This is a genomic window from Thalassospira indica (assembly GCF_003403095.1).
GTDB classification, from domain to species: domain Bacteria; phylum Pseudomonadota; class Alphaproteobacteria; order Rhodospirillales; family Thalassospiraceae; genus Thalassospira; species Thalassospira indica.
Map to the genome: position 1 here is coordinate 4,531,274 of NZ_CP031555.1, position 16,227 is coordinate 4,547,500.

17 protein-coding genes and 2 tRNA genes (1 of these 19 running past the window's edge) are annotated in these 16,227 nt (G+C 56.2%); 7 read left to right on the forward strand and 12 right to left on the reverse strand.

What is annotated here, in order from left to right:
• Nucleotides 1–36: 36 nt before the first annotated feature.
• Entirely contained in the window at nt 37–330 is a 294-nt protein-coding gene (locus DY252_RS21155; protein ID WP_064790267.1) for a DUF736 domain-containing protein, read from the reverse strand.
• A gap of 700 nt (nt 331–1,030) precedes the next feature.
• Here DY252_RS21155 and DY252_RS21160 point away from each other — a divergent pair.
• A complete protein-coding gene (locus DY252_RS21160; protein WP_064790265.1) occupies nt 1,031–1,306 on the forward strand; it encodes a hypothetical protein in 276 nt (91 codons plus the stop codon).
• Nucleotides 1,307–1,522: 216 nt separating this feature from the next.
• Nucleotides 1,523–1,822 (forward strand): hypothetical protein, encoded by a 300-nt coding sequence (locus DY252_RS21165; protein WP_064790258.1) that lies wholly within the window; start codon nt 1,523–1,525, stop codon nt 1,820–1,822.
• A 69-nt stretch (nt 1,823–1,891) separates the two neighbouring features.
• On the opposite strand, the gene DY252_RS21170 is transcribed toward DY252_RS21165, so the two are convergent.
• The 3 genes from DY252_RS21170 to DY252_RS21180 form a co-directional block, all read right to left on the reverse strand.
• Nucleotides 1,892–2,137: a hypothetical protein gene (locus tag DY252_RS21170; protein WP_064790256.1), complete on the reverse strand. Its 246-nt coding sequence runs from the start codon at nt 2,135–2,137 to the stop codon at nt 1,892–1,894.
• Nucleotides 2,138–2,565: 428 nt separating this feature from the next.
• A complete protein-coding gene (locus DY252_RS21175) occupies nt 2,566–2,907 on the reverse strand; it encodes a hypothetical protein (RefSeq protein ID WP_197482601.1) in 342 nt (113 codons plus the stop codon).
• Nucleotides 2,904–3,329: a DUF2958 domain-containing protein gene (locus tag DY252_RS21180; protein ID WP_064790254.1), complete on the reverse strand. Its 426-nt coding sequence runs from the start codon at nt 3,327–3,329 to the stop codon at nt 2,904–2,906. Before DY252_RS21180 ends, DY252_RS21175 begins: the two co-directional genes overlap by 4 nt.
• Nucleotides 3,330–3,971: 642 nt before the next feature.
• Here DY252_RS21180 and DY252_RS21185 point away from each other — a divergent pair.
• The 4 genes from DY252_RS21185 to DY252_RS21200 are packed head-to-tail and all read left to right on the forward strand — an operon-like array spanning nt 3,972 to nt 7,725.
• A complete protein-coding gene (locus tag DY252_RS21185; protein WP_064790251.1) occupies nt 3,972–4,544 on the forward strand; it encodes a hypothetical protein in 573 nt (190 codons plus the stop codon).
• Nucleotides 4,541–5,926, forward strand: a complete 1,386-nt coding sequence (locus DY252_RS21190; RefSeq protein WP_082923591.1) for a 7-cyano-7-deazaguanine synthase — start codon at nt 4,541–4,543, stop codon at nt 5,924–5,926. The genes DY252_RS21185 and DY252_RS21190 overlap by 4 nt, the downstream gene beginning before the upstream one ends.
• Nucleotides 5,919–7,109: a helix-turn-helix domain-containing protein gene (locus DY252_RS21195; protein WP_064790250.1), complete on the forward strand. Its 1,191-nt coding sequence runs from the start codon at nt 5,919–5,921 to the stop codon at nt 7,107–7,109. Before DY252_RS21190 ends, DY252_RS21195 begins: the two co-directional genes overlap by 8 nt.
• Nucleotides 7,084–7,725, forward strand: coding sequence for a PIN domain-containing protein (locus DY252_RS21200; protein ID WP_064790248.1), 642 nt, complete (start codon nt 7,084–7,086; stop codon nt 7,723–7,725). The genes DY252_RS21195 and DY252_RS21200 overlap by 26 nt, the downstream gene beginning before the upstream one ends.
• A 50-nt stretch (nt 7,726–7,775) precedes the next feature.
• Here the strand turns inward: DY252_RS21200 and DY252_RS22625 are convergent, their stop codons facing one another.
• The 5 genes from DY252_RS22625 to DY252_RS21225 all read right to left on the reverse strand — a co-directional run bounded on the left by DY252_RS22625 (nt 7,776) and on the right by DY252_RS21225 (nt 13,245).
• On the reverse strand, nt 7,776–8,930 hold the full coding sequence (locus DY252_RS22625) for a hypothetical protein (protein WP_064790246.1): 1,155 nt from the start codon (nt 8,928–8,930) through the stop codon (nt 7,776–7,778).
• A gap of 1 nt (nt 8,931) precedes the next feature.
• Nucleotides 8,932–10,272 (reverse strand): type II toxin-antitoxin system HipA family toxin, encoded by a 1,341-nt coding sequence (locus DY252_RS21210; RefSeq protein ID WP_064790244.1) that lies wholly within the window; start codon nt 10,270–10,272, stop codon nt 8,932–8,934.
• Nucleotides 10,272–10,523, reverse strand: a complete 252-nt coding sequence (locus tag DY252_RS21215; protein ID WP_064790242.1) for a helix-turn-helix domain-containing protein — start codon at nt 10,521–10,523, stop codon at nt 10,272–10,274. Before DY252_RS21215 ends, DY252_RS21210 begins: the two co-directional genes overlap by 1 nt.
• A gap of 132 nt (nt 10,524–10,655) precedes the next feature.
• Nucleotides 10,656–12,179, reverse strand: coding sequence for a PIN domain-containing protein (locus tag DY252_RS21220; RefSeq protein WP_064790240.1), 1,524 nt, complete (start codon nt 12,177–12,179; stop codon nt 10,656–10,658).
• Nucleotides 12,180–12,285: 106 nt separating this feature from the next.
• Nucleotides 12,286–13,245 carry an ArdC family protein gene (locus DY252_RS21225; RefSeq protein WP_064790238.1) on the reverse strand — a complete coding sequence of 320 codons (960 nt, stop codon included), beginning with the start codon at nt 13,243–13,245 and terminating at the stop codon, nt 12,286–12,288.
• Between the two features lie 438 nt (nt 13,246–13,683).
• Here DY252_RS21225 and DY252_RS21230 point away from each other — a divergent pair, with 438 nt between their 5' ends.
• On the forward strand, nt 13,684–15,267 hold the full coding sequence (locus DY252_RS21230) for a type IV secretory system conjugative DNA transfer family protein (protein ID WP_064790234.1): 1,584 nt from the start codon (nt 13,684–13,686) through the stop codon (nt 15,265–15,267).
• 68 nt (nt 15,268–15,335) lie between these two features.
• Here the strand turns inward: DY252_RS21230 and DY252_RS21235 are convergent, their stop codons facing one another.
• The 3 genes from DY252_RS21235 to DY252_RS21245 all read right to left on the reverse strand — a co-directional run.
• Nucleotides 15,336–15,584 (reverse strand): hypothetical protein, encoded by a 249-nt coding sequence (locus tag DY252_RS21235; protein WP_129542786.1) that lies wholly within the window; start codon nt 15,582–15,584, stop codon nt 15,336–15,338.
• Nucleotides 15,585–15,976: 392 nt separating this feature from the next.
• Nucleotides 15,977–16,053, reverse strand: a tRNA-Met gene (locus DY252_RS21240).
• Nucleotides 16,054–16,224: 171 nt separating this feature from the next.
• A tRNA-Met gene (locus DY252_RS21245) sits at nt 16,225–16,227 on the reverse strand; it runs 74 nt beyond the window's last position.

Consider the following 16,227-nt stretch of genomic DNA (forward strand, 5'->3'; position numbering starts at 1 on the left):
CCGATCAAGGTCGGACGACGGGCTGGCGGCGGGGCATTATCGCTTCCAGATCAGCAGGTGCTGGCCGTCACGCTCGATGAGGTTGGCGTAAACCGGAGCGGTGAAGCTCGGGTCGTCGAGGCGAACTGAGAGGTAAGCGTTGCCGCTCTTGCTCTTGCGCTTCCAAGCGCCGCCGATCTCGATGCCGTCTTCAGCGATGACGCGGAAGTCGGGAGCCTTGCCCTTGGTGTTGTCTGCGGGACTCAGCGTCAGCTTCGATTTCAGAGCCAGCGTGTGGATTTCGCCGATGTAGCCGGTCTCGGTTTTGGTAAAGGTTGCGATGGTGGTCATGGTATGTGTCTCCTGTTTTGGTTCGGAAGCCCGCGACCGTCGCGGGCCTTTCCATGGCCAAAATGAGAGACCGTCTCAGCCGGGCGCTGCACCCGCAGGGCCGAAACGCAGTGGAGGACGGCAAGCGGCCTGTTTCTTGTTTCGCGAGGAATGACTGAAGGTCAGGGGAAGAAACTGGCAAGTGCGCCGTTGCGGCGACTGGCGACGGGATCAATGACTGGCCATGTGAGGAAAGGCAGCGATGGGATGCGGCCAGGACAAAACGCCCCTGAGAGACACCCCTGCACCGCCCGTCGATCTGAAAGCTCAGTGACGGCCATCGAGCGAAGCCGCGATAGTTTCGATCCCGACATGACGCCCCCGCATCCCGCCAAAGGCAATCAAGCCTCGCTCTGATAGTCGTTATCAGAACGGATGAGAGATTGGTGCTGAGTGCCCTAGCCAGCGCAACACCATCGGATCGCACCGCGTAACAAGAGCTTTGCGCCTGCTCGTTCCCAACCTCCCACATTTGACGGATCGCCTGTCGCAGATATGCGATAGCCCCCAGCCCCGCCAACCCCGTCCCGCTCGCCCATTCGGGCGGCGGAGGGGTTCCCCGCTGATTGTGTCATCGGTGGCATGACTGAGTGACCATCCCTGTTTCTTTGCGAGCGACCGCCACTGCGGAGGTTGCAGCAACGAACGAAAGGGTAAGCTCATGCCAATCCTCGGCACTTTCCTCAAAGACGGTGATTGCCTGACTGGCATCATTCGCACTTCAACCACTCAGGCGCGCCTGACCTTTGCGTCTGACAGCAAGGGCATTCTTATTGCCAGCATTGACGGCCAGCCGGTCGGCCATGCCGAGCCTCGCCCCAGCGGCGATGGCATCACTTGCTTCGTCGTCTACCTGCATCCCGACATCCTGCCGGATGCACCATTCGCTGCACTGGTTGCCAAAGGCTGCATCTTCATCCTGACCATGCGCCGCTAACCTCACCAGCAAAAGAAAAGCCCTCTCATTCCTGAGAGGGATTTGATGCGTCTGTGCGCTAAAAGAATGGAATTAAAATTCACAACTGCAAAAATGGTTGAAATTATATTATAAAAATATATATTTAACTCAGACTATTTCTTCTTCTCTTTTCCCGAAATCTATATTTTCTTCTTATGGAGAGCCTGCTTTGGAAAGAGTACGGCTGGAATTATTATGACGATTGACAATAATTGGTTCAGCGCACCGTTGGTGTTGCTATGGTTCTGCGCCGGTCTAGCAACCGAGACGATGTTCTACGCACCGTTCTACATCGCAGGAGTTCTTGCGACCCTGTTTATCGCCTATCTCGAAAAGAACGCCTGGTTCGTAGGGACTGCCTTTGGTCTACCAGCTGGCTTCATGACATACCTGACGTTCCTCCATGGGTTTGATGATCCGTTTCTGATCGTCGTTGGCTTACCCGTCGCAGGTTTCATGGCCATCATGGGCTACGGCCTGCCCCTTGATAAGTAGCCCGAGCCACACTTCTCGATAATCCGCCTCCAGAAATGGGGGCGGTTTTTTTATTGAAAGCGGTGCGGATTAAGCGGCTGCGCCAATCCAAGTGCCGAAGCCTTCAAAACGGTCGTCATATTCGTTGCCATATTGAGCCTCGGCCATGGCTGAGAACACATCTCCCGGTGCAACGCCGTTGTTGTAGGCGGTGGTAATGTCGCAAAGCTGTTCGTGGGTGGCGGGTTCGCCGAATTCGGCAATCAGCATAATGTCCACTTCGTAGGTGTATTCATCCCAGCTCATGTCGAGGTGTTTTTCGTTGGTGTAAGCCATTGGTCTCGTCCTTTCGATTTTGGTTGTGGCCGGGGTCGTTCGGCCTTTCTGGCAACCAAAGGGCGGGGGCTTCAGGCGGACGAATGCACCCGAAGGGACGAAACGCAGTGAAGGACGGGAAGCGGACTGTTTCTTGTTCCGCGAGGAAGTCGCCGTCAGGCGACGGGGAAGAAACTGGCGAGCGCACCGTTGCATCGGACGCCGCCCCCGCAAGGGTGCCAGTAAGTAAAGGCCAGGGCGACTTCGGCCAGAAGTCGAAAGGATCCTCAGAGACGCCATCCCACCGACAAAAACCGACGTGGAAAGCGGCGTTTTGGACACGGTAGCCATGATGCGACCTCTTCGCCGCGCCCTCCTCCACATTCTGCGACAAAGAAAAGCCCGCCTCAGCATTGGGCTGAGACGGGCAATTCAGGCCATGGAAGCTATTATAGAAGCGACATTTGCCGCGAGGCAGCTTCCAGCTCCTTCCACTTGGGCGACTTCGCCTCCTCTTCCAGCCAAGCGCGCACATAGGCGACAGGGCCTCCTTCATGCTCGATGGCCTTGGCGTGGATGAAATGAGACCGATACCCCGTCTCGGTCATGGGCAGCGGACTGCGAGGCTCATCAAGCACCCTGATTTCCAGGTGCGCCATGCGCTCACCGTAGATTTCCTCGTAGGATGGCGACCAGCTGGGGCAGTAGCGCACCTCGATGCGATACCCCTGCCAGTCTATCTGATGGATTTCGACCGCCCTTCGATTAGTCGTGCTCATGGTCTTACTCATGCCCGCGCCTCCTTTCTGAGGTCGTTCATGACTTGGTCGCGGGCGGCATTGAGCGCGCGCGTGTCCTCGGTGATGCGCCCTGCGACGGTTGCCGCGCGCGCATAAACCCAGAGGCAATCCTCGCCTTTGAAGTGGCGGTCGCGCTCGATGCGCAGCCCAGCAGGGCCGCGCACGCTTTCCAGCTCACTTAGGCGCACCGAGCCAAGCTCGGGGCAGCCCATGCCGAGGTCACACAGACCGAAGGCGATGTCTTCGTCTTCAGGGTCAATTTCGGAAAGCAGCCATGTGGCTGCGTTCCAAGGTGCAAAGAGCCTCACGACAGGCTTGACGTGCACGATTTCTTCGCCCTCAGCTAAGCGTCGTGCGTTCAGCAGGCCGTTCGTTAAAAGCTCGAGCCGTTGGTCTTTAGTAATTAATTTCATGGGGGCAGTCCTCCTTGATGGTTCAAGGCGAAAGACAGGTCGGCTCCATGCCGACCCGCCCAATCGGCAAAGCCGATCGCGCCTGACCCTCTGCCCAGCGGCGAGCGTCACAATCGGTGACAGCAGTATCCAAGGTGATGCGAGCGCCAGCCCAACGATAAGCGGCAAGAAAACCGCCCCGCACGGGGCAGCCATAAGCTGGCTCGAAGGGGTGAAATCCGCCGCCACCCGAATGGTGGCCTAAGCCACCCAGTCGATCACAGTCGCGGGCAGCGGCGGACGGCGACCTTGCAAGCGGTCGTGGCTGGCATAAGCTCGAAGGTGAGGGTCAAGCAAAGAACGCCGCAGCGCTCGCGCTGCGACCATCCCGTCCTGTATAATTTTTCGGCTTTAGTGCTGTACCGATTTTCGGTTTTGATGTCGAAATCCATTGGCACTGTAACAAACCGGGGGCGTTGCGGGGTCTCCCCGCTCGAAGGGGTGACGGAAAACGGCGCAAGAATCTGCTTGCGGCGGTTGCAGGCAGGGGAAGGCGTTCCCCACCCCCAAAAGGCATCGGCAAAAGCATAATGTCAGCTTTTTTATCATATAGCTTGACTTTGTCAGCTTATACCCCCATATTGTAAACATAGGAGGGTGCAAATGACTGACGGCCCATTCAAGAATCTAAAGCTCGACAGCCGCTCTAAGCGGTTCGCTGAAGCCGTTCAGACTGACGCCGTCGATCACGAAACCCGTTGCGCCCTTGCGAACGACGCAATCCTGCGTGGTATTCTGCGCGAAACCCAAGCGCTCATTCGGGCCCTCCGAGCATACGGCCAAGATGGCCAGCTTGACCTCGATCCAAAAGCGTCGATCAAAGCAATATTCGACGCCTGCCCGAAGTCAGAGTTTGGCGATCACCTACAACGTGAAATCGGACTTCGACTTCACGAGGGAGAGGCATCGCAGGCGGCAATAGATAACGGCCTCGGAGCGGCGCTTGAAAGCGGTATCGGGGAGTTTCGCACCCGTACTCATGAGGCTTGTCTAGAAGCTCACCAAAGCGGCGAAATGCGAAAAGATCAGTTCGATAGGTTTGTTGAGGGGAGCAATCAGGCTCTCCAAGGCATCGACCGAAATCGAATTTTGGAGGCTCTCAAGGAGGGCAACAGAGGCGCGTTCAAAGAGGACGTTAAGAAAAAAGAAGGTCTAGATGAAGGGCCCAAGTTGTGAATGTGATTAGTGATTTTCAGAAAGTTTCGGAGCGCCATCTCCATATTCTTGAGACTGGCAAGCAAGCGCCGCGTCGCGGGCGTAAAGAGTGCGTCTTCGCCACCATAGGATCGGAGATAAAGTGCGATAAGGATATCTTTGACAGCTACTCATATGAGGGCTGGAAAGACATTCATCACGACTTGCTGATTGTTTGCGCGGCGGTCGAGTATGCTGACCGCCGCTGGGCGCGGAGCGCTCGTCAGTGGTCGCGGCCAATACACGCAACGATTCCGGTGTTAGAGCTTGCGACCTGGCTTGATGCTAATGTGCAGCAACATCTCCGCGATACCCTGCGGCATCTGACCGGCGATGATTGGCGATTTACCTTCGTGCAAAACGAAGCGCCCGCGAGTGACAAAGACCGTCAACCGCCCCTCTTCCCGAACCAGAGGAAAGAGTTCGCCATCGCTTATAGCGAGGGCTTGGACTCATGGTGCGTATCTGGGCTCTACAACGAAAACGATGTGGCGGTGCGGGTTCATGTCTCGAAATACCGGGCGCGACGACGCAAAGACGAGCAGCCATTTGACCGGCTGCCGTTCAACGTGACTGTGAAGCCCAGTCAGGAAGACAGCGCCCGTTCTCGCGGCTTCAAATTCGCAGCGATCACCGCGATCGCGGCTCACCTATCCAAGGTCAGCCGCATCATCGTGCCAGAAAGTGGCCAAGGGGCGCTTGGTCCCGTGCTGTTGCCGCTGCGGAATATCTACCCCGACTATCGCAATTACCCCACCTTCTTTCGTCGCATGGAGAAGTTCATCAAAGCCTTGCTGGGTGTTGACCTAACTTATGAGCAGCCTCGGCTGTGGCATACCAAAGGTCAGACGATAGCGGCATTTCTGGCAAAACCGGGCGTGAGCGCCGAACAGGTCATCAATACTCGTTCATGCTGGCAGCAACGACACAATGTCCGTGTCGGTGGCGGTAAGCCGCGCCAATGTGGTATATGTGCCGCTTGCCAGCTTCGGCGCATGAGCTTGCACGCCGCTGGCGTCGAAGAGCCTCTAGCGGCGTACAGCGTCTCTGACCTTCAAGCCTCGCGCTTTGAGAGTGCTCTACCAAAGCAGAACAGTTTCCAGCCGACTTCGACCCTGTACGAGTATGGATTTATGGGGACGCGGCACCTGCAACAGCTTACGGATTTCGCGGCAGAGCCGGACGCGAAGCATAAGCCCTACGTGCTTGAGCTGGCGGAAGCTCTCGGAACATCGATGGTCGACGTTCAATCGAATCTCCGAGACATGCTGAACCGGCACTCAGAGGAATGGGCAGCATTCGTCGCAGCTCAGGGGGATGAGAGTTTTCTAACACTATGGACGAAGGGAGGCCGTTATGGCTGATCTCAATGATCTGACCGCACAAGAAATCGGTCGTCGCCTTCGCCTTGCCCGTGAAAACGTGAAAATACGTCAGGACGAGGCGGCTAAGGTGATTGGCATGTCTCGCCCGACTCTCGTTTCCATCGAGAAGGGCGACCGGCGGGTTCGCATTCAAGAACTTCAGGCGTTAGCCAACCACTACGGCGTTTCGGTCAATGCGTTGCTCAGACGAGAGGCGGTGCACACCGACCTTGTGCCACGCTTCCGTCGCCTCCGCGAAACCGAGGAAGACCACACGGGCGAAGCCGTGAAGCTTCTAAACGATCTGGTGAAAGCGGAAGTCGAGCTCGAGAACATACTCGGTATAGAGCGTCCGAAAAATTACCCGCCGGAACGAGGTATCAATGACGGCGATGTGATTGAGCTTGCCGAGAGCCATGCGCAAGGACTGCGCGACTGGCTTGGCTTGGGCTCAGGTCCGATTGCGGACATCTTCACGCTGATGGAGCTGGATCTCGGCATCCGGCTGTACCAGCGACGGCTGTCATCTAAATCCAAAGTCGCAGGGCTGTTCACTTTTGACCAGAATTTGGGCGCGTGCATTCTCTTGAATGCCAATCATCCGTGGGAGCGTCGTGTCCAGTCAGCAGCACACGAGCTAGGACATTTCATTGGCACGCGGCAGGCCCCCGAAGTTCTCGAAGAGAACGAGCAATTCCTGTCGCGTGAAGAGCGGTATGCGAACGCATTTGGGCGAGCATTCCTGACCCCCCGCAAGAGTTTCGAGCAGGCGTTTCGCCAGCTTATTGCTGGTTCGGACTCCCTCACTCGAAGGCATGTGATTTTGCTGGCCCACCAGCACAACATTTCCCGCGAAGCCTGCGTGCGCCGGCTGGAAGAACTGGGGCTGGTGAAAAAAGGCATTTGGGCGTGGTTTGAAGCCAACGGCGGGATAACTAATGCACAGGCGCGCGATGTGCTGGGCAATGCAGCCACGAAAGCTGACCCGATAAAGGACGACGCAGACCAACCGGTGTCGCATCGGATGGGCTTGATGGCATATGCTGCTTGGAAGCGCGAACTTATGTCGGAGGGGCAATTAGCGGAGCTGTTGAACATTCGGCGTCTGGATTTGCGCGCCCTGCTCGATCAATTCGAACTGGAGGAGAGCGAAACGGATGACCTGTTCAAGCTCCCTCGCTGATGATTTAACGCCGCTGGTTCTTGATACGAGCGTACTGATAAACCTGCACGCCTGCTCCCATGGCGTGCGGATTCTCACTGCTATTCCGAACGAAATTGCCATCCCTGACGTTGTGGTGCGGGAGTTAAGCCACGAGACGAGCCGGACCAATGGCGAGCATCAGTTCATCCAAGACATCCTCGCGCAGAATGTCGCGCGAGCTGTGTCTCTCGACGACGCCGGATGGGAGGTTTTCGGTAAGCTGACGACTGCCTCGCCGTCTTTGGGTGACGGTGAGGCGGCTACGATTGCGCTAGCAGCCACGAGTGGCTTCCGCCCCGTCATCGACGATGGCAAAGGCCGAAAAAGCGCTGCGATCTTGGTCCGCGAAAGCACGGCTGCATGGTCACTTGACCTTCTGCTGCACCCCCAGGTGCAGGCGGAATTGCCCAACGGCGGATACGTCGAAGCGGTCTATCGAGCGTTGAGCGAAGGCCGAATGAGAATTGATGAAGCCCGCTGCGATGCCGTCGTAAGACTCATCGGTGCCGAACGGGCGTTATGCTGCACGAGCCTGCCAGGGTTCAAAGCGCGCAGGGAGATTTGGCGGCGCTGGTCTCAAACAGACAAAAGCTGAACGCGCTGCACGGCAAGGAGGCATTGCGACAGCCGCCGCTTTAGTCCCCGTCAAAAATCCATGTTGGCGTAGCGATCGTTCAGGTGCGCTTGGTAATCCGCATAACTCTCCATGGCCTCGACTGAAGCCATGGCACGCGCATAATCGCCATTGACCACCTTGGTAAGGTTGAGCGGCAGTCCATAGTCCTGAATGTGGATTTTCGCAGGCTCACGCGGGCCGGACCAAAGATGGTCAATGAAATCACGGATGAGCGCGATGGCCTCGGCGGCCACGAAATCAACGCCCTGCCCAAACTTCAAAGCCGAGCGATCACGCCGATGGGGTAAAAGCATCGGCACAGCCCCGGCGGTGGAATGGAAATGAAACGCCTCGCCGTCTTTCCCGAATGCCCCATGGGCAACGAAGTTGCGAAGCTGACGCCGTACGATTGCGAGCTGATCGTAAAATCGCTTCGTGGTGGGGTCTGCAATATCCAGCGCTGCCTTGAATTTCTCGGACCATTCCGCCTTTGCGAGCTTGGCGACATCCTCACCCGTCGCGCAGCTACCGCGAAGAATAGCGATGTGGATGAAGACGTGCTCAGTCCAACTGAAGAAACACTCGATGGCAGAGAGTCCAAGCCATTTGGCTTCGCGATAAAGTTCGGCGGATGGAAAAGCGATCGTGTAGCTCATTTTGCTGAGATCAGTGACGACCTTCTCGGCCTTCCGTGCGTCCGCTTCCCGTTGCCGATCATCATAAAGATCGAGGTAGAAATTCAGCCGTTCAAACAGCTCTGGCGAGCGGTTGACGACATTGAGTTTGGAGGCCTTTGCGGCCTGTTCGGCCCTCCAATCAAAATACGGTTGGGCCGCTTTGGTGGCCTTATGGATCAATCGGACAATTTCGGTCGCAGCCGCTTCGTCCTCGGGCACATTGGCTGCAAACACGCCCAGCCCAAATTTGCGGTGTTCCACGAGGAAGGGTTGACCATCGTATTCCACGGGGACGGACCAGGCCACCTTTTCGAATTGGCCGAGATTCTTGAAGCCCAGCAAATCGACGAGAAGGAAGTAGACCAGATAGTATGGTGGCAGCGTGCGTCCGGCGTCAGTGCGCTTGGCGTTGAAGAGAAATCCTTTCGGCGCGCATGTGCTGGCATCCGCCGCTTTCAGAGGAGATATAGCCCTCTGGGCGCGTGCTCTTACAGTTTCGATATCCACGTCAGGAGGTCGCTTCTTTCGCAAGCTCAAGGTGCTGCTCGATGCGACTGACCCGCGAGTGAGCCCCCTCAGCGATGGGTTCGACAATATCGGGCGCAAAGCCCTTCGGCATTTGTGAGATGGCGCGATCAATCGCGTTGCCGGTTTCCTTGGCCAACTCCGCGAAGAGCGCCTCGACTTTCTCTTCTGCCACACCTTCGGCCTTCGCGTTTTGCAGGAAGTGGCGCGGCATGATTTCGTCGATGTGATAATGGCGCTTGTCGCCGACGGCCATGGCGAGACGAAACTCCCTCCGCTGAAGTTGTTTTGCAGCGTAGTTCGGCTGCGTGGACATAATGTCGTAGAGCGGCGTCATGCGGTATCGCCCACCGGGCGTGAGGAAGAGGCTGAAATTTTTCGCATGTCCGTCGGGTGCGCCAATCAACCAGAAGGCGACCTGCGCCTTGAGGAAAGCAAGGCGATCTTCTTCAGCATAGTCACTTCCGTTGAGCAGGTTGAGGCATTCCCGAATGCCAGGACCGCCATCGCTATTGTACTTGATGGTGGGCGGCACGGAGAGCGCCTGACAGAAGTCTTCCTGCGGCACGCGCAGCAAGCGGCCATCGCTGGCCTTCAAGCGATCGAAGCGCTCGACGGCAAGCACGCGCACATCGTCGAAAGTGACGATCTGGCTTTGCGCCACATCGAGCCCAAGCTCCCGACAGAGCGTGAGGCAAAAATGCTCGTTCTCAACGCTGAGGGTCATATCCAGCCCGTTGGGCAGCTTGCCCAGTTCGGGCTTTAGGATATGCGTGGTGGGTGTCGTCCCCTTGGGTAAACACCAGCCATTATCCCAGAGCAGCGCGGTCTTCTCCTGAGCGCCCGCGATAGAGATACGAAGCTCGCGCTCTCCATCGGGACGAATGCCCAGCGGCGACGTGGCAAGGTTGCGAATGATGTCGGCCACGTCGGCATCACTGAGAGGGGCGCACTCCGGTGGCCCTGGTGGGGTAATCTCGCCCCCTTCAGGCACAAACTGTAGAGCGCCCACACAATCACGGCCGATTTTGTTGAGCAGACTGAAGGCGTCAGTTCCTTCCGCCCCGACCTTCTCGGCGACTTTGCGCCGGATCTGGTCGTTGTCAGGAAGGAGATTGTCGAAGAAAGCCGACACCTCCGCCCCTGAATAGCGTTCTTCCCGCAGTGGGAGGGAAAGCGAGACAGGAATGGCGCGGCGTTCGTCCGCGAGCCACTCCTTGTCATAGACAAACGAGATGGCGCCATTCGCTGCGCGGTCGAGCACGCCGACAGGCCGCCCGTTGAGAGCGACCGAAAGGCGGGCACTTTTGCGCGCGCGCGCCATTAGAACATATCCTCAATGTCGCTGTGCGAGCCTTTGGTGCGCGGCTGAATGACGACCTCAAGGTCGAGCGCGCGCAGTATGTCCATGACTGTGGTCAGCTTGACCGTTTCGAGCCCAGTTTCCACCTGAGAGATGGTGCCCTGCCGCACCCCTGCCCGCTTGGCCAGTTCGGCCTGGGTAAGGTTGTGCGTGCGCCGAAAACGCCGCAATGCGACGCCTAACTGCTTTGGTGATCTGACGAGTTCCGCCATGGCATAATTCCCACTTGTTTTGAGAATTATACGTCAGAGCGTATACAGCGTCAATATGCGTTATAGCGTATAAAGTGATTTTATACGCTGTGGCGCATAGAGTGATATACCACTTGGTGAGCTTCTGCGGACCTAACTCCGGTCTTCAGAGAAGCTGAGGGGCTGGAGGCGACCCAAGAGGTTGCGAGCTACATCGTGTGTAGATTGTTCGACCAATTCAATCGAAATAGGAATTTTAATACGAAAGGGGTCGGTCAGGTTTTCAGCATGAATTTCGCATTCGATAGCACCTGTTATCTTCTCATCACCGGCTGGAACGATGCGGAAATCAAACAACTCCGGTTCAAGCCCGTGTCTCCAATTTTCACAGGTGAGCGCGATCTCGCTTTTCGGAATCAAGGGTTTCCCCTCTTTCCAATAAAAGCCGTCAGGATCTCGTGCCGAGACTTGGGTCGCCAAATGCAAGCGGTCTGCCAGACTTGAATGAGGCGAATTTAGGCCAAAGGGGTCATTACTCCACGCCATCATCGTAGCTAGGCTTCTGACAGCATCGCCCGCCCATGACGTAGTCCATTCTCCGCGCGGGGGCTTGGGGGGCCTAGGAAGAGCGAGTTCCCGAGTCGATTTGCACGACGGTTCTTCATCTTCTTGTGAGGGAACCTCGATCTCAAAGTTGCCCGAAGCGGTAAACCGAATAAGACAGCGCGCCGCTGGCCGGGTCCCGGTATTTTCAGCCTTAAACGCGATGTTCGGCAAGCTCGCTCTGCCGTTTAGGTTAAGATGCAGCTTATCAAGGAAATTCCGGCACTCAGCAAGCCATTTAGGATACAGCTCTTTGGAGTATTCCTCAATTATGCTTTCTGCTGCGGGCTTGAATTCGGTGTCGAGAAACTGATGACACAATCCCGTATAAATTGGCTTTGGGACGGTTTCGGCGGAGCCAAAATCTGTTTCAACAGGACACAAAGTCTCTAGTTCATCCATCAGCGCATCAACCTGTCCACCAGTCAGCGGCGGGTAGAAGTCCAAAATATCGACTATCCGATCGACGACCGCCCCCATTCCGTCTTGTGCTTCAACTCGAATGCATGGCTCCTGAGACTGTAACCGCTTAATTTCTGCTCGGAGCTTTTTATTATCTCGGACGACAGGATCGTCCTGCTCATTCAAGAGCCAGGTATCTGGTATCGGCAAATACGGGAGGCGATGGCTCCGAGCAGTGACCATTGGTCCGGTGTCATGCGTAAGGAGACGAACGTCGGCCTCCGCGTTCTCACGGCAAAATTGCAGCATTCCCAGGATAATAACGTTATCGTTCATCTTCCGATCAAGCTCTGGGGCCAAATCCGGATCAATCCCTGAGGATGGCATCAACTTCAGCAAAACGCGCGGCATTTCTTCCTGAATTACAAGGAATTCAGCTCCGCTGATCGCCAATTCTCTATTTTGCTTCGCCGCAGCGAGAGCCTTTTTATACGTCCGTCCGTTTCTATTCTTTTTGTGCGCGTCAATTTCTTGTTGGACTGTAGGAGTAACAAGCAGATCAATGGAGGCAAAGCCGAGTTCGTGCCAAGGAATATCGCTTAGATTGCGACATTCTAAAAACAGATTTGTATCAACAATGAAAGTAACGTGCCCCGCCAATCCTGACCTCATGTAGTCTCCCGTCTTTTTTGTATTATACCCATTTAAGAACAGAAAGTGAACAATGACATACGTTTCACGGGAGACTGATGGGTTTCAAAGCATGAAATGAGGCCGCCTAAGCGGCGGCCTCGAACTGGTCAGCTGTAGTAGCCTTTTCGCGAAGCCCAGCCAGAAAGTCGGCGGCTTTCGAGGCCTGCGACGCGGCAGTGAAGATGGCCTTCTTGTCAGCCTTCAGAACCTTCAGCCAGTGATCCACATAGGCTGCATGGTCGGGCCGTGGCTGCGGTGAAATTCCGATGTCAGCGCACAGGAACGCCGCCCCCAGCTCAGCGACCAGCTCTTCCATGGCATAGGCTTCGTCACCGAAGCGTTTGCCGAACTCCCGTTCGCAGCGGTTCTTGTGCCCCGTCCAGTGGGTCAGCTCGTGAAGGAGCGTTCCATAGTAGGCCTCAGTTGGCGTGCTGGTATCGGTGCCGAGAAATCGTTCACGCTCGGGCATCTGGATGAAATCCTGATTGGGATTGTAGTAGGCACGTCCGCCGCCGTGACGCACAAGAGCCTTGCTCGCAGCTACAAAGGCTTCAGCCTGCTCAATCGGCGTTGCGGGATTCTCCGGCATGGGGAGCGGTTCACGCTCATAGCCATCGACCTGTTCCGCGTTGAAGACGGTAGACGCCCGCGCCATCAGGCGGGTTTCTGTCGAGGTCATGCCAGTGTCGGCATCTTGGTCCTCGAACTCCAGCTCCTTGTAGAAAACGACAAGCGAGCCCTTCTCACCCTTGCGGACTTGGCAACCACGGTTCTGCCACTGGCGATAGGTGCCCCAGACGCCTTCGGTATAGCCTCGGGCTTCGCCCGCGACCCAGAGATTGAGGATATTGACGCCCCGATAATGCGCGCGCGTATCGATATTGACCGGGCGATTGAGCCCTTTGCCTGAGCGGTGCCAAGGCATCTGCCATTCACCTGCGCCCGCTTCGATCGCGGCGATAATGTTATCCGTCACCTGCTGATGAACGTCGCGGCGTTCCACATTGGTGCGTCGTGAGCGACGTGATTTCGTTTTGGTTGTCATTGGTCTTGCCTCCTTTGCTGTTGGAGGCCGCGCTTGATCGCGGCCTTTCGTGAGGCTCGACCAAGCGGACGGGCTGGCTGCGCGCACCCGAAGGGCGGCAGCGAAGCGAACGAGGGCAAGAAGGCTGTTTCTTGAAGCGAAGCGGCGCGAGGAGCCGTTCTGGAACGGCGGGGAAGAAACTGCCGCCGCGCCTTTGCGCGCCGGAAGTCAACCGGACGCTAGACAGCCATCACAAGGGAAAGGCCGCCAAGCACGGCATCAGGCAAAGGATGGGCGAAGATTTGCCAACCGCAACGGAATGCTTACGATTATGCCGGATGCTCAGCTGAGACATCGTTTCAAGAAAGAGAGGCCATCGGCTTAAGCTAGAGGAGAATGTAAATGTGCCAATGCAAACTGCACCGCGAAGACTATTCAATGGCGCGGGCGTGTTGAACGATGGACGGGCTCATTGTTCTGATCGTCATCGCAGCGATTGTCGCATTGGTGTTCCTCTCTCCCGCATACTTTCGAAGCCTCGGCGCTGTGTATAAAGACAGCTACAATCAGGCGAAGCGGCAAGGTCTCGCTCGGCAGGCTGCTGAAGGAAAGAAGCCGTATGGCGCTCCGTGGGAGCAGACCTACGGCTCGGCCTATTTCATGATCCCCGAGCAGATGATTGCTGCGGGTATCGGCATGTCGGGGGAAACCTTCCAGCAACGGGTCGCTGCCGATGAGCAAAGGACATTCCGGCTGCTGGGTTTGTCGGGCTTCAACGGGAAGTTCGCGGTCAATGTACTTGAAAGGGATGGCCACATTTTGACGATTGCGCCGACGCGATCGGGCAAGGGTGTGTCGGCCGTCATACCGAACCTCATGACCTATACAGGCTCGATGGTCGTGAACGACGTGAAGGGGGAGCTCTACGCTGTGACGTCAGATTGGCGTCGGCGACTAGGACACCGTGTGCTCAGGTTTGCACCTTTTGAAAGTGATACGGATTTCTGGAACCCCTTCGATTTCATCGAAGAAGACGATGAAGACGCTTGGGAGGAAGCAAGAACCTTTGCCGAACTGCTGTTGCCAGAGCGGACGCAGAATGAGGAATTCTGGAACAGTGAGGCAAAGAATCTTCTGAGTGGGGTGATTCTCCACATGGTGAACACGCTGCCCGAAGAAGAGCGGACCATGTGGCAGTTGCGTCATTTGCTGACCCAGGAACAGGAAGAATTCGACCTGCTGTTAGCGGAGATGGCCGCCAGCAATCAGGCGATGGTTCAGCGCGCGGCTTCGACGTTTCTCCGCGCCGATGTGAAGGTGCGCGATGGCATCATGAGTACGCTCAATTCCCATATGGGGATCTGGGACAGCCCGCGCCTGAAGCACATGATGTCGAAAAACAGCTACCGGCTCCCAAGGATGCTGTTTGAGCCGATGACCGTCTATTTCTCAATCCCGCCTGGGAAACTGGATAGCTACGCACCTGTCATTCGGTTGTTCATGGGAACGCTGATCAAGCACTTCTCGGGCTACAGTGGAAAATGCGATTATCCGGTCCAATTTATGTTGGATGAGTTCCCCGCCCTCGGACGCATGAAAGTCGTCGAAGACGGTATCACCTACATGGCTGGATACGGCATCAATTTCTGGCTGTTCGCTCAGGATTTGAAGCAGCTGGTTGCCACCTATGGCGACAAGGCGGAATCGATCATCGCGAATTGCACGGTCAAGCAGTTCTTCGGTGTATCGGACTTCGAGACAGCACAGCTGGTGAGCCATATGTGCGGGTCAACGACGATCCCGCATATCAGCTATTCCAGCGAGAGCGGTGTCGTGTTCAAGCCAGCCAGCTTGGCAACGGGCACGGGCGAGCGTCCACTGGTAACGCCGAATGAAGTCATGAGCCTGCCTTCGGATGCGCAGTTGCTATTCTTTCAGGGGCAACAGGTGGTGAGCGCGGCTAAGATCAATTATCTGACCGACGATTTGTTCAAGGACGAGAACGGGCAGCCACACTATAATCCCAACCCTTACCATCGATGAGCGTGGAATCCCGCATCGGTGGTACCTCCACCGATGCGGTCCAGCTTCCAATCATTCTGTCTGAAGGCCTATTCAATGGCTTCGAGCTCTTCCTCCGACTTCGAGAAGTCATCTGGGACATCTCGAACAGGGCGGTGGCTCTTGATCCATTCGATGAACCGGTTCCGATCGATGTAGATACGGGACCCGATACGAATGAGACAGGCCTCGAAACCATTGCTCTTGCCGTTGTAAATCCACCAGCGGACAGTCTTTTCGCCAAAGGCTGGAAAGGCCGAAACCAGCTGGTCGATTGTCAGGATGTTCTCTCCATCCATGAGCAGACCCTTTCATTTGACATAATGGTCTTAGTCTTATGGAGGTCGGCAGAAATCCGCCAAAGTTTGGCCTGACCCTGTAAGTTCTTACAGTGGGACGGACGGGCTCACTGTGGATGGCGGCATCTGTCGATTGCTGCGAATGCCTGTGCAATCCCGTGAGCACTGCAACGGTGGATGTCAGCTAGTCTGAAGACAAGCAATCTGCGCGCCTGCAAGTTTTTGATGCTGTGCGACTGCAAGTGGATTCTGCGCGAATGCCCCTCGGTACAATCCGTAGGATCGCCTCGAATGACCGATGGATGAAGCAAATCGGGTAGATATGACCGCTCCATCGGTCACGTTGCCTCACACGCAGAAAGGGCCTGGCCGCGAGGCCAAGCCCTTGAAATTGGTTGCGGGGGCAGGATTTGAACCTGCGACCTACAGGTTATGAGCCTGTCGAGCTACCGGACTGCTCCACCCCGCGTCATCAACAAAAATATGGGATGGTTTTGCAAAATTTTCAACCGCCTCAGCTCGTCCGCTGCGTGTTGAGATTTGCTGTCGGCAACTGTGCCAATTTTTTTCTTACTGTGCCAAAATTGTGCCAAATACAAAAAACAAGGGGCTAGCTAATCAGCTAACCCCTTGATTTATTTGG

Bases quoted from the DNA above. Each gene is read 5' to 3' on its own strand.
- DY252_RS21170 (WP_064790256.1), bottom strand. From the start codon at position 2,137: ATGGCTTACACCAACGAAAAACACCTCGACATGAGCTGGGATGAATAC.
- DY252_RS21160 (WP_064790265.1), top strand. From the start codon at position 1,031: ATGCCAATCCTCGGCACTTTCCTCAAAGACGGTGATTGCCTGACTGGC.
- DY252_RS21210 (WP_064790244.1), bottom strand. From the start codon at position 10,272: ATGGCGCGCGCGCGCAAAAGTGCCCGCCTTTCGGTCGCTCTCAACGGG.
- DY252_RS21180 (WP_064790254.1), bottom strand. From the start codon at position 3,329: ATGAAATTAATTACTAAAGACCAACGGCTCGAGCTTTTAACGAACGGC.
- DY252_RS21220 (WP_064790240.1), bottom strand. From the start codon at position 12,179: ATGAGGTCAGGATTGGCGGGGCACGTTACTTTCATTGTTGATACAAAT.
- DY252_RS21195 (WP_064790250.1), top strand. From the start codon at position 5,919: ATGGCTGATCTCAATGATCTGACCGCACAAGAAATCGGTCGTCGCCTT.
- DY252_RS21155 (WP_064790267.1), bottom strand. From the start codon at position 330: ATGACCACCATCGCAACCTTTACCAAAACCGAGACCGGCTACATCGGC.
- DY252_RS21225 (WP_064790238.1), bottom strand. From the start codon at position 13,245: ATGACAACCAAAACGAAATCACGTCGCTCACGACGCACCAATGTGGAA.
- DY252_RS21175 (WP_197482601.1), bottom strand. From the start codon at position 2,907: ATGAGTAAGACCATGAGCACGACTAATCGAAGGGCGGTCGAAATCCAT.
- DY252_RS21200 (WP_064790248.1), top strand. From the start codon at position 7,084: ATGACCTGTTCAAGCTCCCTCGCTGATGATTTAACGCCGCTGGTTCTT.
- DY252_RS21230 (WP_064790234.1), top strand. From the start codon at position 13,684: ATGGACGGGCTCATTGTTCTGATCGTCATCGCAGCGATTGTCGCATTG.
- DY252_RS21215 (WP_064790242.1), bottom strand. From the start codon at position 10,523: ATGGCGGAACTCGTCAGATCACCAAAGCAGTTAGGCGTCGCATTGCGG.
- DY252_RS21185 (WP_064790251.1), top strand. From the start codon at position 3,972: ATGACTGACGGCCCATTCAAGAATCTAAAGCTCGACAGCCGCTCTAAG.
- DY252_RS21235 (WP_129542786.1), bottom strand. From the start codon at position 15,584: ATGGATGGAGAGAACATCCTGACAATCGACCAGCTGGTTTCGGCCTTT.
- DY252_RS21165 (WP_064790258.1), top strand. From the start codon at position 1,523: ATGACGATTGACAATAATTGGTTCAGCGCACCGTTGGTGTTGCTATGG.